The 21,682-nt window shown below is 48.4% G+C and carries 15 protein-coding genes; 10 read left to right on the top strand and 5 right to left on the bottom strand.

All coding sequences use genetic code 11. The features are described 5' to 3' along the window. Positions 1-189: 189 nt before the first annotated feature. From cah to BGM27_RS18320, 7 genes are all read left to right on the top strand, one after another. Positions 190-1,146, top strand: a complete 957-nt coding sequence (gene cah, locus BGM27_RS18350) for a cephalosporin C deacetylase (RefSeq protein WP_007409374.1) — start codon at positions 190-192, stop codon at positions 1,144-1,146. Positions 1,147-1,211: 65 nt separating this feature from the next. Next, positions 1,212-1,997: a nucleotidyltransferase domain-containing protein gene (locus BGM27_RS18345; protein ID WP_007409373.1), complete on the top strand. Its 786-nt coding sequence runs from the start codon at positions 1,212-1,214 to the stop codon at positions 1,995-1,997. Positions 1,998-2,184: 187 nt separating this feature from the next. Then, a complete protein-coding gene (locus tag BGM27_RS18340) occupies positions 2,185-3,096 on the top strand; it encodes a proline dehydrogenase family protein (RefSeq protein ID WP_087920787.1) in 912 nt (303 codons plus the stop codon). Between the two features lie 17 nt (positions 3,097-3,113). After that, the gene (pruA, locus tag BGM27_RS18335) at positions 3,114-4,661 is read left to right on the top strand and encodes an L-glutamate gamma-semialdehyde dehydrogenase (protein WP_007409371.1); all 1,548 of its coding nucleotides are present in this window, start codon (positions 3,114-3,116) and stop codon (positions 4,659-4,661) included. 91 nt (positions 4,662-4,752) lie between these two features. Further along, positions 4,753-6,207 carry a sodium/proline symporter PutP gene (putP, locus tag BGM27_RS18330; protein ID WP_077210001.1) on the top strand — a complete coding sequence of 485 codons (1,455 nt, stop codon included), beginning with the start codon at positions 4,753-4,755 and terminating at the stop codon, positions 6,205-6,207. A gap of 157 nt (positions 6,208-6,364) precedes the next feature. Further along, the gene (gene putR / locus BGM27_RS18325) at positions 6,365-7,600 is read left to right on the top strand and encodes a proline utilization transcriptional regulator PutR (RefSeq protein WP_003156600.1); all 1,236 of its coding nucleotides are present in this window, start codon (positions 6,365-6,367) and stop codon (positions 7,598-7,600) included. A 196-nt stretch (positions 7,601-7,796) separates the two neighbouring features. Further along, positions 7,797-8,807, top strand: coding sequence for an NAD(P)/FAD-dependent oxidoreductase (locus BGM27_RS18320; RefSeq protein WP_007409368.1), 1,011 nt, complete (start codon positions 7,797-7,799; stop codon positions 8,805-8,807). Positions 8,808-8,857: 50 nt separating this feature from the next. Here BGM27_RS18320 and cobA read toward each other — a convergent pair whose 3' ends face one another. From cobA to nirB, 5 genes are all read right to left on the bottom strand, one after another. After that, entirely contained in the window at positions 8,858-10,297 is a 1,440-nt protein-coding gene (cobA, locus tag BGM27_RS18315; RefSeq protein WP_020953878.1) for a uroporphyrinogen-III C-methyltransferase, read from the bottom strand. A gap of 64 nt (positions 10,298-10,361) precedes the next feature. Then, positions 10,362-10,682 (bottom strand): nitrite reductase small subunit NirD, encoded by a 321-nt coding sequence (gene nirD, locus BGM27_RS18310; protein ID WP_007409365.1) that lies wholly within the window; start codon positions 10,680-10,682, stop codon positions 10,362-10,364. A 20-nt stretch (positions 10,683-10,702) separates the two neighbouring features. Then, positions 10,703-13,120, bottom strand: a complete 2,418-nt coding sequence (gene nasD / locus BGM27_RS18305) for an NADPH-nitrite reductase (protein ID WP_007409364.1) — start codon at positions 13,118-13,120, stop codon at positions 10,703-10,705. A 119-nt stretch (positions 13,121-13,239) separates the two neighbouring features. After that, entirely contained in the window at positions 13,240-15,372 is a 2,133-nt protein-coding gene (gene nasC, locus BGM27_RS18300; RefSeq protein ID WP_007409363.1) for an assimilatory nitrate reductase catalytic subunit NasC, read from the bottom strand. Next, positions 15,365-17,692: a nitrite reductase large subunit NirB gene (nirB, locus tag BGM27_RS18295; RefSeq protein ID WP_007409362.1), complete on the bottom strand. Its 2,328-nt coding sequence runs from the start codon at positions 17,690-17,692 to the stop codon at positions 15,365-15,367. Before nirB ends, nasC begins: the two co-directional genes overlap by 8 nt. Before the next feature lie 180 nt (positions 17,693-17,872). On the opposite strand from nirB, the gene BGM27_RS18290 reads away from it, so the two are divergent. From BGM27_RS18290 to BGM27_RS18280, 3 genes are all read left to right on the top strand, one after another. Next, the gene (locus BGM27_RS18290; RefSeq protein WP_007409361.1) at positions 17,873-19,078 is read left to right on the top strand and encodes an MFS transporter; all 1,206 of its coding nucleotides are present in this window, start codon (positions 17,873-17,875) and stop codon (positions 19,076-19,078) included. 188 nt (positions 19,079-19,266) lie between these two features. Further along, positions 19,267-20,469, top strand: a complete 1,203-nt coding sequence (locus BGM27_RS18285) for a GTP-binding protein (protein ID WP_007409360.1) — start codon at positions 19,267-19,269, stop codon at positions 20,467-20,469. A 64-nt stretch (positions 20,470-20,533) separates the two neighbouring features. Next, on the top strand, positions 20,534-21,670 hold the full coding sequence (locus tag BGM27_RS18280) for a zinc-dependent alcohol dehydrogenase (protein WP_007409359.1): 1,137 nt from the start codon (positions 20,534-20,536) through the stop codon (positions 21,668-21,670). Positions 21,671-21,682: the final 12 nt, after the last annotated feature.

The raw sequence follows: 21,682 nt of genomic DNA, 5'->3' as shown, positions 1-21,682 counted from the left end.
TAAACTATCGGCAATTGGCTGTTTAAAAGGTGTTTTGACCCCTGTCTCAAAAACGGGGGGCAGTCCCGAGCGCACGGCTTTTTTGTTTTTAAACAAACGTTTATTAAAATGTTTAGAAAATGAGTGTAAAATCGTGTTAAGATAGAGTCAGAAAATTAAATCTTATAAAACAAAGGAGAATAATCGGATATGCAATTATACGACTTGCCGCTCGACCAACTGCAAACCTATAAACCAAATAAAACCGCTCCTCATGACTTTTCGGATTTTTGGGCATCATCATTACATGAGCTTGCAAAGGAAGAGGCAAAGCCTGAATTGAAGGCTGAAAGCTACCCGGCTGACGGCGTGAAAGTATTCCGGCTGACATACCGAAGCTTCGGCAAGGCGGAAATTGAGGGATGGTACGCCGTTCCCGACCGGCAAGGACCGCATCCGGCCATCGTGAAATATCACGGCTATAATGCGAGCTATGACGGGGATATACATGACATCGTAAATTGGGCGCTTCACGGATATGCCGCGTTCGGCATGCTTGTCCGCGGCCAGCACAGCAGCACAGATACAAGCGTCTCACCGCACGGACACGTTCCCGGCTGGATGACAAAAGGGATTTTAGATAAAGATACATATTATTACCGCGGCGTGTACTTAGACGCCGTCCGGGCTTTGGAAGTCATCAGCGGCTTTGATGAAGTGGATGAAACGAGGATCGCCGTCATCGGCGGGAGCCAGGGAGGCGGACTTTCAATCGCCGCGGCGGCACTATCTGACATTCCGAGAGCGGTTGCGGCCGATTATCCTTATTTAAGCAATTTTGAGCGGGCCATTGATGTCGCTCTTGATGAGCCGTATCTTGAGATTAACTCCTTTTTCAGAAAGAACGGCAGCCCTGAAACGGAGAAGGCCGCGATGAATACACTGGCCTATTTTGATATCATGAATCTGGCGGACCGCGTAAAAGTTCCGGTGCTCATGTCCATCGGGCTGATTGACCGCGTGACTCCGCCGTCGACGGTGTTTGCCGCGTACAATCATCTGGAAACGGAAAAAGAATTGAAGGTTTACCGGTATTTCGGACATGAATACATACCTTCTTTCCATACGGAAAAGCTGGCCTTTCTGAAAGCGCATCTGAAAGGCTGACGACAGCGAAAAGCCCAAGTACTTGGGCTTTTTTCAGGAATGATCACGGAAAAGGACGGATACAGATGAAACAAAGGATCATCGAAGAATTAAAACGAATTGAAGCACAGCACGGCGTCAAGGTGCTTTACGCCGTAGAATCAGGGAGCCGCGCATGGGGATTTCCGTCAAGCGACAGCGACTACGATGTGCGGTTTCTCTATGTGCCGAAAAAAGAATGGTACTTTTCGATCGAACCGCATAGGGATGTCATAGAAGAGCCGATTCATGACATGCTTGACATCAGCGGCTGGGAACTGAGAAAAGCGCTGCGGCTTTTTAAAAAATCAAATCCGCCTCTTTTGGAATGGCTCTCTTCTGAGATGATCTATTATGAAGCTTTCTCAGCGGCTGAAAAGCTTCGAAAACTGAAAATCCGCGCCTTTTCGCCTGAAGCCGGCATCTATCATTATCTCAATATGGCAAAACGGAATGAAAAAACGGAATTGCAGGGCAGTGAAGTGAAGATTAAAAAGTATTTTTATGTTCTGCGTCCTCTCCTTGCCTGCAGATGGATTGAAACGTTCGGCTCCGTACCGCCGATGTCATTTCCCGTACTGGCCGATGCCTTATTGACGGATGAAGCGCTCATTTCTGAAATCAATACACTGCTTACAAGGAAAAAAAGCGGTCAGGAGCTGGCTCCGGAACCGAGAAATACGATCATTCATGCATTTATAGAAGAAGAAATAGAACGCATCGGGCACTATGTCAAAACGATCAAAACGCCGAAACCTGACATAACGGAGGAACTGAATCGGCTATTGATTCAAACCGTCGAAGAGACGTGGGGGGAAAAAGGCGGAAATTGACGATTGCCGTCATTTCCGTCCGCCTTTTTTCGGCATAATCCGCCTGCTATCTAAGAAGCTGATTGTGGTAAAACCACAAAAATTTATCAGAATCTTTGTATTTTTAGAATATTGTGAGAGGATGTTTTGTCCATTTACAATAGACTCATACAAATACTTCTTAGATTGCGGGGTGTTAAGGTTGGAAGTGATTACAAGAGATTTTTTCTTATTTTTATCCAAGAGCAGCTTTCTCAATAAGATGGCGCGAAGCTGGGGAAGCCGTGTGGCAGCCGGCAAAATCATCGGAGGAATGGATTTCCGCAGTTCTATCCCGACAATCCGACATTTGAACAGCCAGGGGCTGTCAGTTACTGTCGATCATTTGGGGGAATTTGTCAACAGCGGTGATGTCGCGAAAGAACGCACCGAGGAGTGCATGCAGACCATCGCCTTAATCGCTGATGAACAGCTGAATTCCCAAGTGTCATTAAAAATGACGTCTTTAGGTCTTGATATAGATCTCGATCTCGTCTATGAAAATATGACGAAAATCCTCCAGACGGCTGAAAAACATAAAGTCATGGTGACGATTGACATGGAAGATGAAACGAGATGCCAGAAGACGCTGGATATCTTTAAAGACTTCCGAAGCCGGTATGAATATGTAAGCACCGTGGTGCAGGCCTATCTGTACAGAACGGAGAAGGATCTTGATGACCTCAGCCCGCTGAATCCGTTTCTGCGGCTTGTCAAAGGGGCCTATAAAGAATCGGAAAAGGTGGCCTATCCTGAAAAAAGCGACGTCGATGAAAATTATAAAAGACTCATCCGCAAACAGCTTTTAAAAGGACATTATACGGCAGTTGCCACGCATGATGACAAAATGATCGAGTTTACAAAACAGCTTGCCAAAGAGCACGGCATTCCAAACGACCGTTTTGAGTTTCAGATGCTGTACGGCATGCGCTCGCAAACCCAGCTCAGCCTGGTGGAAGAAGGATACCGCATGAGAGTCTACCTGCCTTACGGGGATGACTGGTACGGCTATTTCATGAGACGGCTCGCTGAACGCCCCTCAAACATCGCATTCGCCTTTAAAGGAATGACTAAGAAGTAAAAAAGGGAGAGATGACAATGACTACACCTTATAAACACGAACCATTCACGAATTTCCAAGATCAATCGAACGTTGAAGAATTTAAGAAAGCGCTTGCGACGGTAAATGAGTATCTGGGAAAAGATTATCCGCTCGTCATCAACGGTGAAAAGGTAGAGACGGAAGCGAAAATCGTTTCAATCAATCCGGCTGATAAAGAAGAAGTCGTCGGAAAAGTGTCAAAGGCGTCCCAGGAGCACGCTGAGCAAGCGATTGAAGCTGCTGCGAAAGCGTTCGAAGAGTGGAGATACACATCCCCTGAAGAAAGAGCGGCCGTTTTGTTCCGCGCAGCTGCCAAAGTCCGCCGCAGAAAGCACGAATTCTCCGCCCTGCTCGTCAAGGAAGCGGGAAAACCTTGGAACGAAGCTGATGCGGATACGGCGGAAGCCATCGACTTTATGGAATACTACGCGCGCCAGATGGTTGAATTGGCAAAAGGCAAGCCGGTCAACAGCCGCGAAGGCGAGAAAAATCAATATGTCTACACACCGACCGGCGTAACGGTCGTCATTCCGCCATGGAACTTCCTCTTCGCGATTATGGCGGGAACGACGGTGGCACCGATCGTAACGGGCAACACGGTCGTTCTTAAACCGGCAAGCGCGACACCGGTCATCGCGGCGAAATTCGTAGAAGTGCTTGAGGAATCAGGCCTTCCGAAGGGCGTTGTCAACTTTGTGCCGGGAAGCGGAGCGGAAGTGGGAGACTATCTCGTCGATCACCCGAAAACAAGCATCATTACGTTTACGGGATCACGTGAAGTCGGTACGAGAATTTTCGAACGCGCGGCGAAAGTGCAGCCGGGCCAGCAGCATCTGAAACGCGTCATTGCAGAAATGGGCGGTAAAGATACGGTTGTCGTTGACGAAGATGCGGACATTGAATTGGCGGCTCAATCCATCTTTACATCAGCATTCGGCTTCGCGGGACAAAAATGTTCTGCAGGTTCACGTGCAGTTGTCCATGAAAAAGTGTATGATCAAGTATTAGAGCGTGTCATTGAAATTACGGAATCAAAAGTAACTGCTAAACCTGACAGTGCAGATGTTTATATGGGGCCTGTCATCGACCAAGGTTCTTACGACAAGATCATGAGCTACATTGAAATCGGAAAAGAAGAAGGCCGTTTAGTAAGCGGCGGCACCGGAGATGATTCAAAAGGCTACTTTATCAAGCCGACGATCTTCGCTGACCTTGATCCGAAAGCCAGACTCATGCAGGAAGAAATTTTCGGGCCTGTCGTGGCGTTTTCTAAAGTATCAAACTTTGATGAAGCGCTGGAAGTGGCCAACAATACTGAATACGGTTTGACAGGCGCGGTCATTACAAATAACCGCAAACATATTGAACGGGCGAAACAGGAATTCCATGTCGGCAACTTGTACTTCAACCGCAATTGTACGGGAGCGATTGTCGGCTACCATCCGTTCGGAGGCTTCAAAATGTCCGGCACTGATTCAAAAGCGGGCGGCCCGGATTATTTGGCCCTCCACATGCAGGCGAAAACAATCAGTGAAATGTTTTAAGAGGGACTGAATGGGCATCCTCCTCGCGGGGGGTGTCCATTTCACCATAAACATATAAAGCGGAGGAGGAAATGCCATAGCAAACATTCAGTTGATTATTTCCATTTGTATTTATATGGCGGGCATGCTGTTTATCGGTTATTTCGCCTACAGACGGACGTCAAATCTGACGGATTACATGCTGGGGGGGCGTTCTTTAGGCCCTGCCGTCACAGCGCTCAGCGCGGGAGCGGCGGATATGAGCGGATGGCTCTTAATGGGGCTTCCGGGCGCCATGTTCTCGACAGGATTAAGCGGCGCTTGGATTGTGATCGGGCTTGTGCTCGGAGCATGGGCGAACTGGCTTTTCGTGGCGCCGAGACTGAGAACGTATACCGAAAAAGCGGGGAATTCCATCACCATTCCGGGTTTCCTTGAAAACCGTTTCGGTGATCATACGAAGCTTCTCAGACTGTTTTCGGGTCTTGTCATTCTCGTCTTTTTCACATTTCACGTATCATCCGGCATGGTATCCGGAGGTGTCTTATTCAACAGCATTTTAGGGTTGAATTACCACACGGGACTGTGGGTCGTGACAGGCGTCGTTGTCGCCTACACCTTGTTCGGGGGCTTTTTGGCGGTAAGCTGGACGGACTTTGTTCAAGGGATCATTATGTTTGTGGCGCTTATTCTTGTGCCGATTGTGACGATTTTCCATACGGGCGGCCCGGGGGAAACCGTTGCCGATATCCGTTCCGTCAACCCGGAACTGTTTAACATGTTCAAAGGGACGACCGTCCTTGGCATTATTTCTTTATTTGCGTGGGGGCTCGGCTATTTCGGGCAGCCGCATATTATTGTGCGCTTTATGGCGATCACGTCTGTGAAAGAAATCAAACGAGCCAGACGGATCGGAATGGGATGGATGATTTTGTCTGCACTAGGCGCGCTGTTTACGGGTCTTGCGGGAATCGCGTATTACCACCAGAACGGACTGAAGCTGGCTGATCCGGAAACCATTTTTATTCAGCTCGGCAACATTCTGTTCCACCCGATTATTACGGGATTTCTCATTTCTGCGATTTTAGCGGCCATTATGAGTACGATTTCGTCTCAGCTGCTCGTTACGTCCAGTTCTTTAGTGGAGGACTTGTATAAGTCCATGTTCAGGCGTTCGGCTTCTGATAAGGAACTCGTATTTCTGGGGAGAATGGCAGTGCTTGCGGTGTCAATCATCGCTTTGGTGCTCGCCTGGGAGAAAAACAACACGATACTTGGTCTTGTCAGCTATGCATGGGCGGGATTCGGCGCTTCATTCGGGCCGGTCGTACTGCTCAGTTTATTTTGGAAACGGATGACGAAATGGGGGGCACTCGCCGGCATGATTGCGGGAGCGATTACCGTAATCATTTGGGCGAATGCCGGTCTTTCAGACTTTTTGTACGAAATCATTCCGGGCTTTGCTGTAAGCCTTGCCGCTGTATTTGTCGTCAGCTTATTGACACAGGCTCCGTCAAAAGATGTCACAGATCAGTTTCATGAGTACCGTGATACACTTTCTCAATAAAAGCAAGGAACGAGAGGAAGAAGGGACCGCCCTTTTTCCTCTTTTCACGATACAGAATTCCGGATAATTCCGTTTTGGGAATATGTGAATTTTTTTCTATACAAAAAGTCACCCCGCAGAGTATGATAAAGATAAAAAGAGCATAGGAGAAATAGGTATGGAAGAGCTTTTAGAGAGAGTTTTTTCATTTACGGACATTGATAAATTAATTGATTTCATCAGTTATGAATTGCAGAAGCCCGTTATTCTGGAAAGCGCGGATTTCTTTTTGCTTGCCTATAATTCTTATTACATTAATCACTTCGACTCCGCCAACCAGCAGACGATATTTTCAAAAAAATGCCCCGTGCAGATTTTTGAAAGGTTTCTGAAGGACGGGGTGATCGAAAAGCTGAAAACCGTTCCTGAACCGTTCCGTGTCGAAAAAATAGACAGTATCGGACTGAATCAGAGAGTGGTTGTAAGCGCAAAACATAAAGGCGAAGTGATGGGCTACATCTGGATTCAGGAGCTCGACCGAAACTTGACGGACGAGGAGCTCGATTTTTTATATGAAACTTCATTCCATGTCGGAAAAATCATCTATAAAACGAACCGGCTGAAACAGGAAAAAGAAGAGAGAGCGGAAGACCTGGTGAAACGGGCGATCTTTCAGCAATTCTCCTCTGAAAAGGAGTTCAGGCGGGAAGCGGAAAAGATGAACGCCGTGCTGCCGTCGGTTTTTTCAGTAGTCGTCCTGCACGCCGCGAATGGGGATGGGGAGGCAGTCGAAGATGTGAAGGAAAACATCAAATCGTACTTGAATTTGCGGGATAAAGTCAGTCACGTCTTAACCATTGATTCCAATATTGTCATCGTCGTCGCAAGCTTCTCGCAAAAAAGCTCCGGCACTTCGGCAGCATCTGAATTCATCCACAAACTGCTGACTCATTTTCACTTTCAGAAGATCCCCACTCCCATCTATATCGGAATCGGCAATGAATACAGCAGCATCCTGAAGCTTGGCAAAAGTTATATAGAGGCCCTTGAAGTCATAAAGGCCGCCGAAATTACCGGAAACCAGGAAAATATCCCGTACGAATACAGTAAGCTCGGGATTTACCGCTATCTTGAAAGCATCGAAGAAAAAAACGCCTCACTGGAATATGTAAACGATGATTTAGCGTTATTAAAAGCCAAAGACAGAGAAAGCAGTACCGAACTGCTGAAAACGTTAGAAATCTATCTCCTCAATAACTGCAAAACAAAACCAGCCGCAGAACAGCTTTTTATTCATCAAAACACATTGAACTACCGTATCAAACAGATTCTTGACATGACATCAATTAATTTAAACGACTTCAGGACAAGGTGCCAGCTGTATCTCGATATCATGCTGATGAAAAAGAGATAAAAAAGAAACCAGTCGCCGTACTGGTTTCAGTTTTAATACCTTCCCGCTTATCAATCTCAGAACCTCACTTCTGAATCACTCCTTTCCCGCAAGAGAGAAATGAATAAACACTGCTGCTCGATGTGTGTTATACTTTTATTGATATTGATTCTCAATTAAAAATGTTGAAGTATAGATATAAACGGGAGGCAGAACGATGGCGGAAAATCATGAGGTGTATGACGTCACGATTATAGGCGGAGGCCCGATCGGCCTGTTTGCGGCTTTTTATTGCGGGATGCGCGAGCTGAAAACGAAAGTGATCGAGTTTTTGCCGCGGCTCGGGGGGAAGGTGTCTATGTTTTTCCCTGAAAAAATCATCCGTGATATCGGCGGAATACCCGGGATTGCCGGAGAACAGCTGATTAAGCAGCTGAAGGAACAGGCTGCGACATTTAAGCCGGATATCGTGTTGAATCAGCGGGTGACCGGATTTGAACGGCTGGAAGACGGAACCATTGTGCTGGAAAGTTCCAAAGGGGAAAAGCACTATACACGCACGGTGATTTTGGCTGTCGGCATGGGGACGCTTGAGGTCAATGAACTTGACAGCGCGGATGCGAGCCGGTATTCGGGAAAGAACCTTCATTATAAGGTGGAGAAGCTTGATGCGTTTCGAGATAAGCATGTCGTGATTTCAGGAGGGGGAGATACCGCGGTTGACTGGGCGAATGAGCTGGAACCGATTGCGGCGTCTGTTACCGTCTTGCACCGCAGGGAGGAGTTCGGCGGTTTGGAAAGCAGCGTGGCGAAAATGAAGCGGTCTTCCGTGCGGGTGCTTGCGCCATATCGTCTGAAGCACCTCAACGGCATCGGGGAACGGATCGAGAGCGTCACCGTTTGCCAAACTGAGTCCGGACTTTCTGAAGTCATCAAGCTTGATGAGCTCATTATCAACCATGGGTTTAAAATTGATCTCGGTCCGATGAAGGACTGGGGGCTTGAGATAGAAGAAGGCAGGATTAAAGCTGACAGACATATGCGGACGAATCTTCCGGGCGTGTTTGTCGCCGGTGACGCCGCCCATTATGAAAGCAAGCTCAGATTGATTGCAGGCGGTTTCACGGAGGGGCCGACCGCCGTGAACAGCGCCAAAGCTTATTTGGACCCGCAGGCGGATCAGATGGCGATGTATTCGACTCACCATAAAAAATTGGTGACACAATAAAAAAGGGCTGACCCCCGATGTTGAGCCCGGGGGTCAGAAATTCCGGCGTATCAGCTGTGAACGAGCATGTCTTTCATTTCATTTCGTATAAACGCAAATAACTGTTCCTGATTTTTCACGGCGGTAAACCCGCAGCCGGCGGGGACGTCTTCGCCCATGCAGATGACGGGAGGGCGGTTTCCTGACGGATTCGGTGATATGCCGATTTGTTTTCCGGCGCTGATCAAATGCTGAGCGGATTCTTTGCCCGTACAGATAATCATTTGCAGAGGAGACTCGCTGATCGTGCGTTCGATCATGGAAGTGAACCGCTCATCTGCGATATGTTCATGGGTGATATAAAACGGGCATGATTTTGAGTCTGACAAGTTTTCTGCTGCTTGACGGCTTCCTACAATGAGTGAATGCGGAGAATCAATTTGACATTCGGATAGGAGAAAGCCCCGTTTTGTCAGTTCCGTCTTTGCGGCCTCAGTCGCTGCATTCAGGCTTGCGGTCACCCGGCGGATGTCGATCTGCTTGAAAGCCAGTGTGTCAAAGAATTCGCATACCGCAAGGCGTGATGTGAAAAATAGTTGTTCAAAGGTGCTGATCTGTTTCAGGATGTTTTCGTTTGCGGGCATTTTTTTAACGATCCGCTTCGGCCATTCAATAACATCGGCGCCATATTCGCGCAGCTTGTCTGTCAATGTGTGTTCTTCATCGCCATGAGTGACAACCATGATATGCCGCCCGATGAACGGTTTGCTTTCAAACCAGCTGTGTGTTTGAAAATTGACAATATCACCGATGACGATAATGGCAGGGTTGGTGATGTTTTGGCTTTGAACTTTTTCATGGATATCCTGAAGCGTTCCTTTAACACTCCGCTGCCGCCCCCACGTCCCCCATTGAATGACGAGTACGGGAACGGAAGGGGATTTTCCGTACTCCGTAAGCTTACGGCATATAAATGACAGATTTTTAACGCCCATATAAAACACAAGCGTTTGAACGCTTCGGGCAAGCCCTTCCCAGTCGAGATTCGGCCTGCCGTGCAATGATGTATCATGAGCGGTGATCATCGCGAAGGACGAAGCGAAATCACGATGGGTGACGGGGACTCCCGCATACAGCGGCGCTGCGATTCCCGAGGTGATGCCGGGCACCATTTCGTAGCGGATGCCGTGCTGATGAAGCGCCTCTGCTTCTTCGCCGACTCTGCCGAACACACTTGGGTCTCCGCCTTTCAAGCGGACTACGGTGCAGCCCTCCGCCGCTTTTTCAATCAGCAGGGCATTTATCTCAGACTGTTTCATAAAATGGCGGTCGGGCAGCTTTCCGCAATAAATGAACCGGCAGTCCGGTGAGGCATACTCAAGAAACTTTGGGTTTGCGAGCCGGTCATACAAAATAATATCCGCTTTCTCCAGAGCCTGTTTTCCTTTTACGGTGATCAGCCCCGGGTCTCCTGGTCCGGCACCGACAAAATATACGATTCCGTTTTTCATGATGGCGTCATCCCTTCAGCAGTTTAAAAAATGAAGGACCACTTGAAAAAGTGATCCGGTCTGATCAATACAGGAGGTATACATTCTCTCCTTCGATCAGTGTTTCGTATGTTTTGACACAGCCATGATCCGGCTCTTGGACTTTTCCGTCTTCTAAGGAGATTTTCCAGTCATGCATCGGGCAGAAGACGTATTCTCCGCTGACGATGCCTTCAGCCAAGACGCCCCCTTTATGGGGACAGCGGTTTTCGACGGCGCGGACGCTCCCGTCAGAAAGTTTAAATACGGCAAGCTCTTTATCTTCTATATATACGGTTTTTCCTAACTCCTCGGGTAATTCGTTTACTTTGCCTATGCAAACCTTTGTCATATCTTTATTAACCATGTCCGTTCCCCCTTACTGTTTTATGAAGTCGTGACGACATTTTCGAATAGATCTTTAGATGCTTTTTTATCTTTAAGGAAGTATTGCCACGGATCTTTGTGGACAGAGAGTGTCTCATTCATTCTGTCGTTGAGCTCCTGCCGTTTTTCCGGATCGTTTAATACGGATTGGACATGAGATAAACCGACGCGCTCAAGCCATGCGGATGTCCGCTCCAGATAGTTTGCCGTTTCTCTGTAGTACTGAAGGTAAGCACCCGCATATTCTAAGACTTCTTCATTCGTTTTTACTTTCATCAGCAAATCACCGGCGCGCAAATGGGTTCCGCCGTTTCCGCCGACATAAAGCTCCCAGCCTCCGTCGATGCCGACAACGCCAAGGTCCTTAATGCCTGATTCTGCACAGTTCCGCGGGCAGGCGGACACGGCCATTTTGACCTTATGAGGCGTATTGAGCCCTTCGAATTTTTTCTCAAGCGCAATGCCCAGTTCCATGGAGTCTTGCGTGCCGAAGCGGCAGAATTGTTCGCCTACGCACGTTTTTACCGTGCGGAGTGTTTTTCCGTACGCGTAGCCTGACGGCATATCAAGCTCGGCCCATACTTTCGGCAGGTCTTCTTTTTTGACGCCGATGAGATCAATTCGCTGGCCGCCTGTCATTTTAACGAGCGGGATCTCATATTTGTCGACGACATCGGCGATCTTGCGGAGATCCTGAGAGTTGGTCACGCCGCCGTACATCCGGGGAACGACTGAGTATGTTCCGTCTTTTTGAATATTGGCGTGCATCCGTTCGTTCACAAAACGGGATGTTCTGTCATCCTCGTATGTAGCCGGATTAATCATGCCTAAGTAGTAGTTGAGGGCAGGACGGCATTTGGAGCATCCCTCCGGCGTTTTCCAACCGAGCACGTTCATGATTTCTCTTGTATGGGACAGCCCTTTGGCTTTGATTTCTTCTACGACTTCATCTCTCGACAGTGATGTGCAGCCGCAAATCGCTTCTTTTTGCGCGGACGCGTCAAATTCTGAGCCCAGTGTATATTGAAGAATGTCTTCCACGAGCGGTTTACAGCCTCCGCAGGAACGGGATGCCCCGGTGCATGCTTTGATTTCGTCCGTAGATGTGCAGCCTTTTTCCTGAATGGCTTGAATAATCGCGCCTTTTGAAACGCCGTTGCATCCGCAGATGATTTCATCGTCGCTCATCGCCGCGGTCATGCTTGCGCCTGCTTCCTGATCAAGAGGCTGTAAGATTGATATTTTGGAAGTTTCGGAGATATCGGCTTCTTTTTGAATCATAGAAAACAGGCGGCCGCCCTCGCTGCTGTCGCCGAACAAAACAGCGCCGACAATTTGATTGCCCCTCAGGACGATTTTTTTATAAATGCCGTCCTGCTCATCGAACACTTTAATCGCTTTTTTGTCCTCTGATTCGTTAAAGTCACCGGCAGAGAAGACTTCGACGCCTGATACCTTTAATTGAGTGGAGAGAACGGAGCCTTCATACGGTTTTGTGTCAATGCCGCAAATATGTTTGGCCAGCACTTTTGCCTGTTCATAGAGCGGCGCCACAAGACCGTATGCGATTCCGCGGTGCTCGGCACATTCACCGACCGCGTAAATGTGCGGAATGTCAGTCTGCATATAATCGTTGACAATGATTCCGCGGTTTACCGGAATGCCGCTTTCTGTGCCAAGCTGTGTATTCGGGCGGATGCCGACCGCCATGACGACCAGGTCAGCTTCGATGCTTGTGCCGTCTTTGAAGCGTACGCCTTCGACACGGTCAGTACCGAGAATTTCTTCGGTTTGCTTTTCAAGGAAAAAGGTCATGCCTTGTTTTTCTAATTCGTTTTGCAGCAGGCGTCCCGCCGCTGCGTCAAGCTGGCGCTCCATCAGGAATGGGGCGAGGTGGATGACAGACACGTCCATTCCGAGATTCAGCAGTCCGCGTGCGGCTTCCAAACCAAGCAGTCCTCCGCCGATGACGGCTGCTTTTTTATATTGTTTTGACGCGGCGAGCATCGTGTCTGTATCTTTTATATCCCGGAATGCCGTGACGCCTTGTTTGTCTGCGCCCGGAATCGGAAGGATAAAAGGGACAGAGCCTGTCGCCAGGATGAGTTCATCGTAAGGCTGGATTCTGTCTGCATCGGTGATGACGGTTTTGTTTTCCGTGTCGACTTTGATGACTGTTTCACCGGTATACAGCTGAATGTTGTTTTCTTTGTACCAGTTCCAATCGTTTAACGTAATGTCTTGAATGTCGGTATCGCCTTGCAGCACTTTTGACAGAAGGATTCGGTTATAGTTGGGATGAGGTTCGGCCCCGAATATTGTAATCTCGAATTCGTCTTTTGAAACACGCAGTATTTCTTCAATCGCTCTTACCCCGGCCATTCCATTTCCAACAAGAACTAGCTGTTTTTTTCCCATCAGATGATCCGCTCCTTATCTTTGTTTTTTTTAGCGTAGCACAGCAAAAACAAATATTTAAGATGCATGTTATGAAATGTAACAAAAAATACTAAAAAATCTAAAAATTTTATGAAAAATTATATAGGGCTGATTCGTACCGCGCACATCTTAAAACCGGGCATTTTACAGTCCGGGTCCAAGGCTTCACCAATTAAATCGTTGACGTTTTGCGTGTCAGACCAATGGATGGGAACAAACAACGTGTCTTTTCGTACTTTCTCCGACCATCTGCTCCGGACCGTGATGCTGCCCCGGGGGGATTCTACTTTCACGAGAACACGGTCTTCGATATGATAGTCGGCCGCCGTTTTTGGGTGGATTTCCACAAAGGATTCGAAATGTCTTGCAGCCAAGGCAGAGCTTTTTCTCGTTTGGACACCCGTTAAGTAATGAGACATCACCCTTCCTGTGGTTAAATAAAGCGGATAGCCGGCGCTCGGTTTCTCTTTCGGGACGGCCGGTTCATTTGGAATCACGCTTAATTCAGCTCTGTGATCGGGATGGGCAAATGAGTGCTCAAACAATCGCCCGGTTCCGGGGTGATCCGCTTCAGGACATGGCCACTGAATGCCGCCTTCCCGCCTGAGCCTGTCATAGGTGATGCCTGCGTAATCAGCAATTCCGCCGCGGCTCGCTTCTCTCAGTTCGTTAAAGATTTCCTCCGACGAGGTATAGGGAAAATAATGCCCTTTACCAAGAGCCGAGGCAATGTCACAGATGATCTGCCAATCATGTTTCGCTTCTCCGGGACAGGTGCGGCTCGCTTCTCTTAATGTCACGCGGCCTTCTACATTTGTCATCGTGCCTTCGTCTTCCAAATAAGAGGAGGCGGGTAAAATCACATCCGCGAATGCCGCGGTCTCAGAAATAAATAAGTCAACTGCGACAAAAAATCTCAGTTTCTTGATTGCCTGCTTGACGAAATTCGCATTTGGGCCGGAAACAGCCGGATTGGAACACATGAGAAACAGTCCTTTGATGTCGCCGCTATCTATTTTTTCTATCATTTCATAGGCTGAGACGCCTTTTCGCGGCAGCTCATCCTGATGAACCCCCCACACCTTCGCAATATGCGCCCGGTGTTCTTCAATTTCGATAGAACGGTAGCCCGGAAGCTGATCCGCTTTTTGGCCGTGTTCTCTCGCGCCTTGTCCGTTGCCTTGACCGGTAATCGCCCCGTAACCTGAGAAGGGCTTGCCGATTTTTCCCGTGATCAGCACCATATTTAAGAAAGCTTTCACTGCCGCGGTACCGTCAGTCTGCTGTTCGATCCCCCGCGCTGTAAACAGCATGCCGGATGTTTCCTTGGCAAACTTCACGGCGGCCTTTCGTATATGCTCCAAAGGAACACTTGTCTGCTCGGAGATCTCTTTCAGATCCAAAGCGTCGGTATGCCGTTTGAGCTTATCGAATCCGTTTGTTCGTGTGCGGATAAAGTCTTTGTCTGTAAGCTGTTCGTCAATGCAGATTTTGACGAGTCCGTTTGCCAAGGCGGCGTCTGTACCGGGCTTGATTTTCAGGTGAAGATCGGCTATTTTGGTCGTCGCCGTTTCCCGGGGATCAATGGCGATAATGTAAGCCCCGTTTTCTTTCGCTTTATCAAAATACGGCATGATCGTCGGCTGGCATTCGGCGATATTGGTGCCTGCCAGGATGATGACACGTGTATGCGGAATGTCCGATAATGGATTCGTCAGGCCCCTGTCCGCGCCGAATGTCTGGCCGGCCGCCGTTGCTGCGGCAGACATACAGAGCCGCCCGTTGTAATCGATGTATTTCGTCTGTAAGCCGACCCGTGCGAACTTTCCAAGCAGATAGGCTTCTTCATTTGTAATTGAGGCGCTCCCATAGACGGCCATCGCATCATTGCCGTGTTCGGTTTGGATCAGATTGATTTGTTCCTTTATGCGATTCAGTGCTTCAGCCCAAGAGACAGGCACAAATTCACCGTTTTTTTTAAGCAGGGGGCGTGTAATGCGGGAAGAGTGCACGGCATGCTGATGGGCATTCATGCCTTTTGTACATAAACGGCCATGTGTCGTCGGATTATCAATGCCGATTGCAGTGTATTTCTTCCGTGCCGCGAAGGTTTGTTCCGTAAGCTGCATTTTGCATTGCATGCTGCAGAACGGGCATTGCGTCTCATATGTTTTTTCCGATTGAATATCTTGCAGTTTGTCACGGAAATAACGGAGCATCGGTTCAGTCAAAAAGCTTCATCCTTTCGTATGGCGTTTTCCCGGCAGACAGGTTTTGCAGCAGGGATATGTCTGAACGGAGATTTTTCAGAAGCTGTGTCCGCATATCTTCTTCAAACAGCATTTCTCTGATATGGACGAGGCCGAGTCTGTCAACCCATTGATAAATCGCTTCGTTGTAGTGAGCCGTTTCGCGATAATATTGAATAAGGCCTTTCATCATAGCGGCGGTACTGTCTTCGTTATCCGTCACACAAAAAAGGCTGCCGGCGCGGGCTTGTTTTCCGCGGACGCCCCCGATATAAATTTCCCAGCAAGTTTGTGTCTGAAGCGCGCCGATATCCTGAATGTAAGCATCGGTGCAATTGTTTTCACATGACAAGCTGACGGATATATAAGCGGGGACGGCAAGCGTGTCGGTATCTCGTTCAATCCTGCTTGCCAGCTCTTGAAAGGAGCGATGCTGTCCGCACGTACATGCTCTGATTTGAATCGTCCTGCGGTGCCGGGGGGAGAAAACCGGCATGTTCAGTGCTTTTCTGATGCTTGCAAGGTCATTTGGCCTTATTCCGGAAAGCCTCAGCCGGTGACTGTCAGTCATCGAAACCTCGGGGATGCCGTATGCTTCGATGACGTCTGCGATGTTTTTGAGCTCTGCCGCACTTGTCAGTCCGCCGTACATTTGCGGAATCAGGGTGCATGTCTCTTCTGCCGATATTTCATTGAACTGCATAAAATCAGGCCGCGTCCTTTCCAAGTAATAGTGAAGCGCCGGAATACAAATGCGGCAGCCGTTTTCTGTTTTCCAGCCGATCTCTCTCATTACCTCGGCGGCATCAGTGAACGGACGGCGGCGAATTTCGGCGATGACTTCTTCTTCCGTCAAATCGGTGCAGCCGCAAAACGAAGGCTGGCGGGAGGGTTTTGTGTAATCATCGCTTGCCATATACTTCAGCAAGTCTTCAACGAGCGGCCTGCATCCTCCGCAAGATCCGGACGCTTTTGTCATGTGCTTCACTTCCTCCGCGGTTTTTAAGCCATATTTGTTCACCGCTTCTTCAATGGAGCCCTTGGTCACTGAGCTGCATTGGCAAATGGTTTCATGGGGAGGCATGGATTCAAAGGATATACCGCCTTGATCCGGTTCCATGAGCTGTTTTTTCACGATGGAAATATCTCTTTGCTTCACAAGACTGTCGAGAAGCCGCTGTTTACCGCGCGTGTCCCCGAATAAAATAAAGCCGGCCGGTTTATCGTCCTCAAAGAGCGCTTTTTTGTAGATGCCTGCATGCTCATCATGGAACAATATGCCGGCTGTGTGCTCATCCTCGTGCACCTTTCCTGCCGACCATACATCAATACCGGCTATTTTTAAGGCCGCAGATTGTGCAAAGCCTTGAAACCCTTCGCACGGGACGCCGCATAGATGCTGCGCGAGCACTTTTCCCTGTTCATAAAGCGGCGCCGCCAATCCGTATACAATCCCGTCATGCTCCGCGCATTCACCGACGGCATACACATTCGGTTTGTTCGTCTGCATGAATTGATTGACGATGATTCCCCTGTTCACTGAAAGTCCGGCAGATGGAGCCAATCGGATATTGGGCCTCACACCGGCGGCCATGACAATCAGGTCTGCTTCTATGGAAGAACCGTCTTTGAAACGGATGCCTTCCGCCCGTGAGTTCCCTGTAATGGATGCCGTGCCTTTCTCTAAAAGAAAGACTAAGCCTTTTCGTTCCAGCTCTTTCTGCAGCAGGCGGGATGCCGTTTGATCAAGCTGTTTTTGCATAATGGCGGAAGAGTGGTGAATGACGCTGACGTCCATGCCGAGCTGCCGTAAGCCGACGGCCGCTTCAAGACCTAATAAACCGGCGCCGATGACCGCCGCCTTTTGATACCGGCCGGCCGCATTGATAAGGGATTGGCAGTCTTCTATTGTCCGAAAGCCGTACACACCTTCTTTATCTGCTCCGGGTATGGGGAGAATATAAGGAGAGGAGCCCGTTGCAAGGATGATTTGATCGTAAGTCATGCTGCGCTTTCGATCCGTTGTGACAACCTGCCGTTCTGTATCAATGTGTACAACCGTTTCTCCCGTGTAAAGCGTAATTCCGTTTTTTTCGTACCATTCGCGGCTATTCAGCGTAATGTCATCAAGCGAAACCTCACCTTGTAAAACGGAGGATAAGAGAATGCGATTGTAATTGGGATGAGGTTCGCTTCCGAAAATGACAATCTCAAACATGTCACGGTTCATCTTTAAAATGTGTTCAATACAGCGGATTCCGGCCATTCCGTTCCCTGCTGCAATTAATCGTTGTTTCTTCATTCGCCAAACCTCCTTTGCAGCTGCCAGTAAGATTGCTTCTCTATGAGAAATTATGGCACATTGCCTGATTAACGCATTAAATGTGTCGCATTATCTTACACATGTCTTTTCCGGTGAATGCCCGTCATATATTCTTGATTCAGCAATTTGAAATGATAGAAGACCGGAAAGGAGAATGTTATGAAGCTGTCGGAATTAAAAACAAGCGGTCATCCGCTCACTCTGCTCTGTTCCTTCTTATATTTTGATGTGAGTTTTATGATTTGGGTAATGCTGGGGGCGCTCGGCGTTTATATTTCTCAGGATTTCGGGTTATCTTCTTTTGAAAAAGGGTTTGTCGTGGCTCTGCCGATCTTATCAGGATCTGTGTTTCGGATCATTTTAGGTGTGTTAACGGACAGGATCGGGCCGAAGAAAACAGCCGTGATCGGGATGCTGATCACGATGATCCCGCTGCTTTGGGGGGCATTCGGCGGCCGTTCTTTGACTGAGCTGTATGCGATCGGCATTCTGCTGGGCGTAGCGGGCGCAAGTTTTGCTGTTGCGCTTCCGATGGCGAGCCGGTGGTATCCGCCTCACTTGCAGGGGCTTGCAATGGGGATAGCAGGTGCCGGCAACAGCGGCACTTTGTTTGCGACATTGTTCGGTCCCCGCCTTGCGGAACAGTTTGGGTGGCACAGTGTAATGGGAATTGCGCTTCTTCCGTTGATGATCGTTTTTATACTGTTTATCGTCATGGCGAAGGACTCTCCTGCACAGCCCGCACCGCAGCCGCTTAAAAACTACCTTCACGTGTTCAGGCAGAAGGAAACATGGTGTTTCTGTCTTCTGTACGGCGTCACTTTCGGAGGTTTTGTGGGATTATCAAGTTTTTTGGCGTTTTTTTTCGTTGATCAATATCAATTGTCAAAAATCCATGCCGGTGATTTCGTCACAATATGTGTCGCAGCGGGCAGTTTTTTTCGCCCTGCAGGAGGCTGGATTTCAGACCGGGCGGGAGGTGCGAAAGTTCTGGCTGTACTGTTTGTCATCGCGGCTCTGTGTATGGCGGGAGTCAGCAGCCTGCCTCCGCTTTCAACGGTGATCGTTCTGCTGTTTATCGGAATGATGGCGCTCGGTATGGGCAACGGAGCGGTATTTCAGCTTGTCCCTCAGCACTTTGCAAAAGAAATCGGAATGGTGACGGGAATCGTCGGAGCAGCCGGCGGCATAGGGGGTTTTTTCCTTCCGAATATTTTAGGATCATTGAAGCAGATGACGGGAACTTATGCGATCGGTTTTATCTCTTTCTCATGTATCACATTGCTCGCATTTGTGCTTGTTCTGGCCGCAGGCTATTTTTGGAGAAAAAGCTGTGGCACTGAAAACAGTCCTGCGGATGTTTAAGTTTGGGCGGAAGACACGTATGACAGCGTGTCTTTTTTATGATTGATTATTTTTCACTTGATTTTAAACGGAGAATACATCAAAATAAATAGTAACGATTACGATTTATAATAATGTACATCATGATGATAATAAGGCAGGTGCAGGGTATAAATCGTAATCATTCTATTTTGTCAGGAGGCTATTTTATGAAAAAAATTCCGGTTACAGTATTGAGCGGCTATCTTGGTGCCGGAAAGACGACCGTTTTGAATCATATTTTACAAAACCGCAACGGTTTAAAAATTGCCGTCATCGTCAATGACATGAGCGAAGTAAATATAGACGCGGGCTTGGTGAAGCAGGGAGGCGGCTTGTCAAGGACGGATGAGAAACTCGTAGAATTATCCAACGGCTGTATCTGCTGCACGCTGCGTGAAGATTTATTAGTCGAAGTTGAGAAACTCGCGAAAGACGGCAGATTTGATTATATTGTGATTGAATCAACAGGGATCAGCGAACCGATTCCCGTTGCCCAGACATTTTCTTATATAGATGAAGAAATGGGCATTGATCTGACAACATTCTGCAGGCTGGACACAATGGTGACCGTGGTGGATGCAAACCGCTTCTGGCATGATTTCCAGTCCGGTGACAGCCTTCTTGACCGGAAGGAAGCGGTAGGAGAAGAGGATGAACGGGTGATTGCCGATTTATTAATTGACCAAATCGAGTTTTGTGATGTACTCATTTTAAATAAATGCGACATGGTGGGCGAAAAAGAGCTTGAACAGCTGGAAACGGTCCTTCGCGCATTACAGCCCCGCGCCAGACTGATCCGGTCCGTCCGCGGAGAAGTGCCCGCCGAATACATATTGAATACCGGTTTATTTGAGTTTGAGGAAGCGAGTTCATCAGCAGGATGGATAAAGGAGCTGACGGCAGGTCATGAAGCGCACACTCCGGAAACGGAAGAGTACGGCATCACTTCGTTTGTGTACTCGCGGCGTCTGCCGTTTCATACCGCTCGTTTTGACAGCTGGCTGCATCAATCAATGCCTGACAGCATTGTGCGCGCAAAAGGAATTGTTTGGTGCGCAACCCGCAACAGCCTTGCGCTGCTGATGTCTCAGGCGGGTCCGGCGGTTTCGATTGAGCCTGTTTCTTATTGGGTGGCGGCAATGCCGAAACTTGAGCAGGAGCAGATCAAACAGCAGGAACCGGAGATTCTGGAAGATTGGGACGACCAATTCGGAGACCGTCATACGAACCTGGTGTTTATCGGAACAGATTTAGATGAAGCAGCCATTACAAAGGAATTGGATCAGTGCCTGCTCACGCCGTCTGAGTTCGATTCCGACTGGTCGCAGCTTGAAGATCCTTTTCAATGGGATATTCAGCGGGTCGAATAACATACCGGCCAAGTTTAGAAGCAGGTGAAAAGGGAAGGAGTGATGAAAAAGGAGCTGACCAAGTGTGAAAGCACTGACATACCAAGGAAAAGAACATATGGAAGTGAAAGAAGTCCCGGCACCCGCCATTCAAGATGAGAGAGATGTCATCGTTCGAATCACCGCAACCGGGATATGCGGTTCAGACCTTCATTTATATAAAAACGGAATACCCGCCGATCCGGGTTATATCGTCGGGCATGAGCCGATGGGAATCGTTGAAGAAACGGGCAGTCAAGTCAAAAAGCTGAAAAAAGGCGATCGGGTCGTGATTCCTTTTAACATCGGCTGCGGAGAATGTCATTATTGCAAGCACCAGATGGAAAGCCAGTGTGATGAATCTAATCCAAATCCTCATACAGATGCCGGCGGCTTATTCGGTTTTTCGGAGTTTAACGGTAATTATCCCGGCGGGCAGGCTGAATATTTACGTGTTCCTTATGCTGATTTCTCTTCTTTTCTGGTTCCGGCAGACAGTGAGCTTGAAGATGAGCAGGTGCTGCTTCTGTCAGATGTCATGCCGACCGCCTTTTGGAGCGTCCAGCACAGCGGAGTGAAAAAAGGAGATACAGTCGTGATTCTGGGATCAGGTCCGATCGGCTTAATGGCGCAAAAATTCGCGTGGAAAAAAGGAGCTAACCGGGTTATCGCAGTTGATCAAGTCCCGCACCGCCTTGAACATGCGAGACGCATAAACGGAGCAGAGACCTTCAATTTTTCAGAACATGATGAGATCGGGAAACTGTTGCATGAACAAACGTCAGGGGGCGCGGATGTAGTGATTGATTGTGTCGGAATGGACGGCACGCCGCTTTCAAAAGAAAAAACAGAGCAAAAACCGAATCAGTTCGGAACGATCAGTCCGATTCTTACAGCATCAGAAGCCGTTAAGAAGTTCGGAACCGTGCAGCTCACGGGCGCATACATTTCTGAAGCGGACGGCTTTCCGCTCGGTGATTTTTTCACACGCAACGTTTCTTTAAAAATGGGCCAGGCACCCGTTATTCATCTGATGCCGATGCTGTATCAAATGATCGAACAAAATGAAATTGATCCGACGGATATCATTACACACAAAATGAGTCTTGCGGAAGCTCCTGCTGCATATGATATATTTGACAAAAAAGAAGATGGCAACATTAAAGTGATTTTAAAGCCATAGCGAGGAGAAACA

The sequence above is a fragment of the Bacillus sp. FJAT-27001 genome (assembly GCF_019039175.1).
GTDB classification, from domain to species: domain Bacteria; phylum Bacillota; class Bacilli; order Bacillales; family Bacillaceae; genus Bacillus; species Bacillus velezensis.
Note: the sequence above shows the minus strand (reverse complement) of the source record. Positions and strands in the feature narration are given on the sequence as shown.

Bases quoted from the DNA above. Each gene is read 5' to 3' on its own strand.
- cah (WP_007409374.1), top strand. From the start codon at position 190: ATGCAATTATACGACTTGCCGCTCGACCAACTGCAAACCTATAAACCA.
- BGM27_RS18320 (WP_007409368.1), top strand. From the start codon at position 7,797: ATGGCGGAAAATCATGAGGTGTATGACGTCACGATTATAGGCGGAGGC.
- nirB (WP_007409362.1), bottom strand. From the start codon at position 17,692: ATGAAGAAACAACGATTAATTGCAGCAGGGAACGGAATGGCCGGAATC.
- cobA (WP_020953878.1), bottom strand. From the start codon at position 10,297: ATGAAAAACGGAATCGTATATTTTGTCGGTGCCGGACCAGGAGACCCG.
- pruA (WP_007409371.1), top strand. From the start codon at position 3,114: ATGACTACACCTTATAAACACGAACCATTCACGAATTTCCAAGATCAA.
- nasD (WP_007409364.1), bottom strand. From the start codon at position 13,120: ATGGGAAAAAAACAGCTAGTTCTTGTTGGAAATGGAATGGCCGGGGTA.
- BGM27_RS18285 (WP_007409360.1), top strand. From the start codon at position 19,267: ATGAAAAAAATTCCGGTTACAGTATTGAGCGGCTATCTTGGTGCCGGA.
- nirD (WP_007409365.1), bottom strand. From the start codon at position 10,682: ATGGTTAATAAAGATATGACAAAGGTTTGCATAGGCAAAGTAAACGAA.
- BGM27_RS18290 (WP_007409361.1), top strand. From the start codon at position 17,873: ATGAAGCTGTCGGAATTAAAAACAAGCGGTCATCCGCTCACTCTGCTC.
- putR (WP_003156600.1), top strand. From the start codon at position 6,365: ATGGAAGAGCTTTTAGAGAGAGTTTTTTCATTTACGGACATTGATAAA.
- BGM27_RS18345 (WP_007409373.1), top strand. From the start codon at position 1,212: ATGAAACAAAGGATCATCGAAGAATTAAAACGAATTGAAGCACAGCAC.